This window comes from Wolbachia endosymbiont of Glossina morsitans morsitans (assembly GCF_000689175.1).
GTDB lineage: Bacteria > Pseudomonadota > Alphaproteobacteria > Rickettsiales > Anaplasmataceae > Wolbachia > Wolbachia pipientis.
This window is the reverse complement of the sequence record NZ_AWUH01000094.1, coordinates 1-4,342: the sequence shown is the minus strand read 5'-3', so window position 1 is coordinate 4,342 and position 4,342 is coordinate 1. Positions and strand designations below refer to the sequence as shown.

Below are 4,342 nucleotides of genomic sequence, written 5' to 3'. Positions count from 1 at the left end.
AATTTTCTAATAGAGGTGCGAGTTTTACTTTTCCGCATCTTATTTATTAAAGTGCGCTTTGCTATTACGTTTATCATTTTTTTAGCACTCTTATGATTTGCCATATATTAATACCTAAAATACTGTACTTTTCTTTTAATTATAAAGTTTTTTTGTTAATTTGCAATATCAGTTTTTCCTATGGTTAATCTACTGCTTCTCTCTTCAATAATTTTTTCTAAACTTTGCAAGAATTCATTTTTGTTTAACCCAGGATATATTGGGGGCAATATTTCTATTACTGCCTTTCCGGGATTCTTTCTCAGAGAAAGTATGCTTTTTGGCCAAAACAAACCAGTGTTTAAAGCAACCGGTAACACAGGAACAGATAATACGCTATATAAAGCAGCAATACCTGGTTGATATTTTATATTTTGGTTTATAGTTGTTCTTGTACCTTCAGGAAATATTATTATGCTTCTATTTTCTTTTATACGCATTTTTGCTAGTTTGATTATATGGCGTATAGAACTGATACCATCTGAACGGTTAATAAAAATCATTTTCAGCGCTATAAGATGCAAACCAATGAATGGAATCCATTTCAATTCACGTTTTAAAATAAAAACCGCTTTTCTAAATAGTAGTATAGAAAAAAATGTTTCAAATGGAGATTGGTGTTTAGATGCAATCATAAAAGGTTGCTTAGGGATGTTTTCCATTCCCCTCACTTCATANTTAATGCCACATAATAAACGCAGCATGAATAATACAACTCTCACCGAACAGACGAGGAAAATGGTTATTACACACTCAGAAAAGAAAATTACAGGGAGAGTAATGAAAGTATAGAATACCTCCCATAATATAAGAAAGAAATTAAACAATAAACTTGAAATCACAAACTCACATAAATTTATTTAAATTTAACTTTATTACAAATTAAAAACAATAAATTTAATTACTGATCATCTGAGTAATAGGATGCGAATCAGCTAATTTGTCCTTTAACTTTTCGTTAGCAATATGAGTATATATTTGTGTTGTAGAAAGGTTAGTATGGCCAAGAACTTTCTGTATCAACACAATATTTGCTCCGCTATTTAGTAGATGGGCAGCAAAAGAATGCCTAATCACGTGTGGAGAGATCTTATTTTCATCAATATTGCATTTTCTTGCCAACTCCTTCATTAATTGACTGACCCTCTGCCTTGTAATTAGTTTATTAGGTTTATCACCTGGGAATAGCCAATCGGATTCCTTTTCTTTAGAGATCAGATTATCACGAACTGATAAATAATTTCTAAGGCTCTGCAATGCTTGTTCATTAAAAAGAATTTGCCTCTCTCTACCACTTTTTCCTTAGCATTCTTTGTTATTACTGTTTATTAAATGTGACACTTCACATAATTTCATACTAATTAGTTCAGAAACACGCATTCCAGAAGAGTAAAGGATATCTAAAATCGCACATAGCCTTTTACTGCTTATCTCTTTATTCGATTCGCTTGCTGATTTTCTCACTGTGTCCATTAGCAAAAATATTTCTTCGACACTTAAATACTTAGGCAAAGGACGAGAAACCTTTGGATTCTTTAATTCAGCATCATTAGCCGGCGCTGGATTAAAATCTATTATTCCGTCATTAAATAGACACTTGTAAAAATTTTTCATAGCGGATATTTTTCTTGATATAGAGCTACTTTTAAATTATTTTTGTGTACATAAATCTTTAATATTGGTTTTGTTTACACCAACCAAGGTAGTGCCGCTTTCCAATAAAAATTCTTCAAACTGGTGTAAATCCGAACGATAACTTTCCAGAGTATTTTGTGCAGCGGACCTAATGCTAAAGCATCTATGTAATATGTTATGTAAAGNTTTTCTTTTTTATTTTGCGACTGTTTATTTTTCATTATCAGTTCCTATATTTATTTCTTTGGCTATAATTTGATTAGAAGTGTTCCCTGTGTTTCTTATGAGAAAATATGAGACAAATAAAGCATTTACCAATAGAGTGAACATCACAAACTTTTGCTTTAACCTTTTTCTTAAATTTAATCTTACTCTTATCATAGTTAAATTATAACGTTAAATCTATAAAAAACACCTTATAAAGTGAGCTCTACTATAAATATAGAATACTTCTTAGCTGTATCTATCTATATTTATTATAACATAACATTGATTATAATTCTAACATGGACAGATAGAGATTCCAATTACGTTAGTGTTATGGGTGTTAATAAATTTTTTAATATACACCTTTACAAAAGAAGAAATCAAATGGCATCTTTTTTTAATAAAGTGCTAATAAAAGGAACGGTCACATTTGACCCTATAGATTCATTATCTATCTTTTCTATAATTTTATCAATGCTATAGAAAGAACGTTCTATTCTTGCTAAAATATAATTAATCACTTTTAAATCAATTTTTAACTGTTTATCTGAAAATCGTTTTATTAGCATAATTCTTAATAATTCCTCGCTTGCAGGCAAAATTTTTACGCTGATAGTTGATAATATTCGAGAACTTAAATCTCTTAGTTTGAAGTTAAGCTTTTTTGGTGAAATTGAAGAAGTGATTAGCAGCCTCTTGTCGTTTTCTTTCATGTAATTGTAACAATGTAATAACATTGCTTCATCTTTAATGTTTTGTACGTCTTCTAAAATAAAAGCATCGCTATACCTAATCTCGCTTACGAAGTTATTCACATTGATAAAGATTGCATCGTTTATTGATTGCCAAATATAAGCAAGATGAGTTTTACCGGAGCTTTTAGGTCCAAAAAGAATCAGACATTTCCAAGATAAATCATTAACTACCGAATTATATACGTGCTTATTTTCATCTAAGATGATGTAATTTTGCCGGCTATAATCAGCTTGATTGTTGTTAAATAAATTTAATTGCACGTTGAACCTCTTACGTAACCTCTTTCTGGTAGTAATTTTTGCGCAGAAATTTACTTACGCTCCTCAAATGTGTCAGGTATTCTGGGCTCATTTCTCCTCTTACCATAAATTGATTATGCAAAAGGTCTGTTAGCCGTTTTTATAAAGCTCACTTTTAAAATATTTATTGATTGCATATTCTACTGATACATTGAACATTGCTATTATTGGAATAAAAAGTAATATACCTGTAAATCTAAAATATGAAGCGCATATAGTAATTCCCAGAATAATTACAGTTGGATGCATATGAACTTTTTTTCCTATTAATAAAGGAACTAATATGTTTGAATCTATTAATTGCCCAACACCAAATAATAGCAAAACAGCAGCACTTTCAAACCATCCACTAAATTGAGTGATAGCGCTCAAAAACCCAATAATGGTATATAATAATGGCCCTACGTAAGGTATGAACGTTAACATTCCTGATAAAATTCCAATAACAATAGAGTGTTTCAATCCGATTATGCTCAGGCTTACAGAGTAAAAGATCATCATGACAATACATACATTTACCTGCCCCTTTAGATAATTAGATATAATGAAATCCACTTTGAAAAAATAATCTGCAATTTTTCCCCTGTAAGGAATAGGGATTAATTTATTAGCTTTTTCTATAATTAAAGGCCAATCACGTAATATATAGAAAAACACTACAGGAGTAATCACCATTAATGATACCGTGTTAAAGCTTGAACTTAACACTTGGATTATAAAGTTACTAGCAATATCAAGAGCATTCATGAAACAAGATACATAGTTGCTGTAATTTTCTGCAAGATTTTTAGATAAGTGATCAAATAAGCTATCCTCGATTTTTATATTAAGAAATTCTAATACAGAGGGGATTACTTTAAGCTCTAATGAAGGCACTTTACTCACTAAGAAATTTAATATTGAAGTAATTTGAACATATATAATAGGTAAAACAAATGTTATGACTAGTATAAAAGCTATTAATAAAACAAGTATTATAAAAATTACAGAACATGAACATGGTATTCTATACTTTTCAAACTTAATTACTAACGGATTAAACAAATATGCAATAATAATAGATATTAAACATGGAAAAATCATAGTACGCATCAGGAATAACATCCCTATTATAAGAAGCAGTATGAAACAAATAGTTATATGACGTTTTTGCATGTGTTTAGCATAGCTAATTTACTGAAAAATATGCAATTTATTTTTCCTATGTTGAAAGTATTTTACGATTTGTAATACTATCGTTTTTTACTAAAATTTAGTTGTTTAATCCGCAGGCAAAGATAGATTTTGAGCTCTCTAAATATCTCTTTTGCTATCATAATTATGCTAGTTAATAGGGGAAGTAACTTTTATATGATGTCAGAAATTTTATTTTTCGGAAAGAATCTTGGATAGAGAGGAAAGCTTCT

Annotated in this window: 6 protein-coding genes and 2 pseudogenes; all 8 read right to left on the bottom strand. The window is 29.7% G+C overall.

Features of this window, described 5'->3' with window-relative positions:
- On the bottom strand, positions 1-104 hold a 104-nt coding region (locus WGMM_RS02130), incomplete at its 3' end, for a 30S ribosomal protein S20 (RefSeq protein ID WP_240991866.1).
- 51 nt (positions 105-155) lie between these two features.
- Positions 156-716 (bottom strand): annotated as a pseudogene (locus tag WGMM_RS02125) (lysophospholipid acyltransferase family protein); the annotation flags it as partial.
- A 1-nt stretch (position 717) separates the two neighbouring features.
- Positions 718-881 (bottom strand): annotated as a pseudogene (locus WGMM_RS07200) (lysophospholipid acyltransferase family protein); the annotation flags it as partial.
- A 55-nt stretch (positions 882-936) separates the two neighbouring features.
- Positions 937-1,296 carry a tyrosine-type recombinase/integrase gene (locus tag WGMM_RS06610; protein ID WP_240991861.1) on the bottom strand — a complete coding sequence of 120 codons (360 nt, stop codon included), beginning with the start codon at positions 1,294-1,296 and terminating at the stop codon, positions 937-939.
- Positions 1,297-1,341: 45 nt separating this feature from the next.
- Complete coding sequence (locus WGMM_RS06605) at positions 1,342-1,653, bottom strand: site-specific integrase (RefSeq protein WP_240991860.1); 312 nt, start codon at positions 1,651-1,653, stop codon at positions 1,342-1,344.
- A gap of 231 nt (positions 1,654-1,884) precedes the next feature.
- Complete coding sequence (locus tag WGMM_RS06595) at positions 1,885-2,055, bottom strand: hypothetical protein (RefSeq protein WP_240991859.1); 171 nt, start codon at positions 2,053-2,055, stop codon at positions 1,885-1,887.
- Between the two features lie 206 nt (positions 2,056-2,261).
- The gene (locus WGMM_RS02115; RefSeq protein ID WP_038249392.1) at positions 2,262-2,897 is read right to left on the bottom strand and encodes a DnaA ATPase domain-containing protein; all 636 of its coding nucleotides are present in this window, start codon (positions 2,895-2,897) and stop codon (positions 2,262-2,264) included.
- A gap of 129 nt (positions 2,898-3,026) precedes the next feature.
- On the bottom strand, positions 3,027-4,091 hold the full coding sequence (locus WGMM_RS02110; RefSeq protein ID WP_038249390.1) for an AI-2E family transporter: 1,065 nt from the start codon (positions 4,089-4,091) through the stop codon (positions 3,027-3,029).
- Positions 4,092-4,342: the final 251 nt, after the last annotated feature.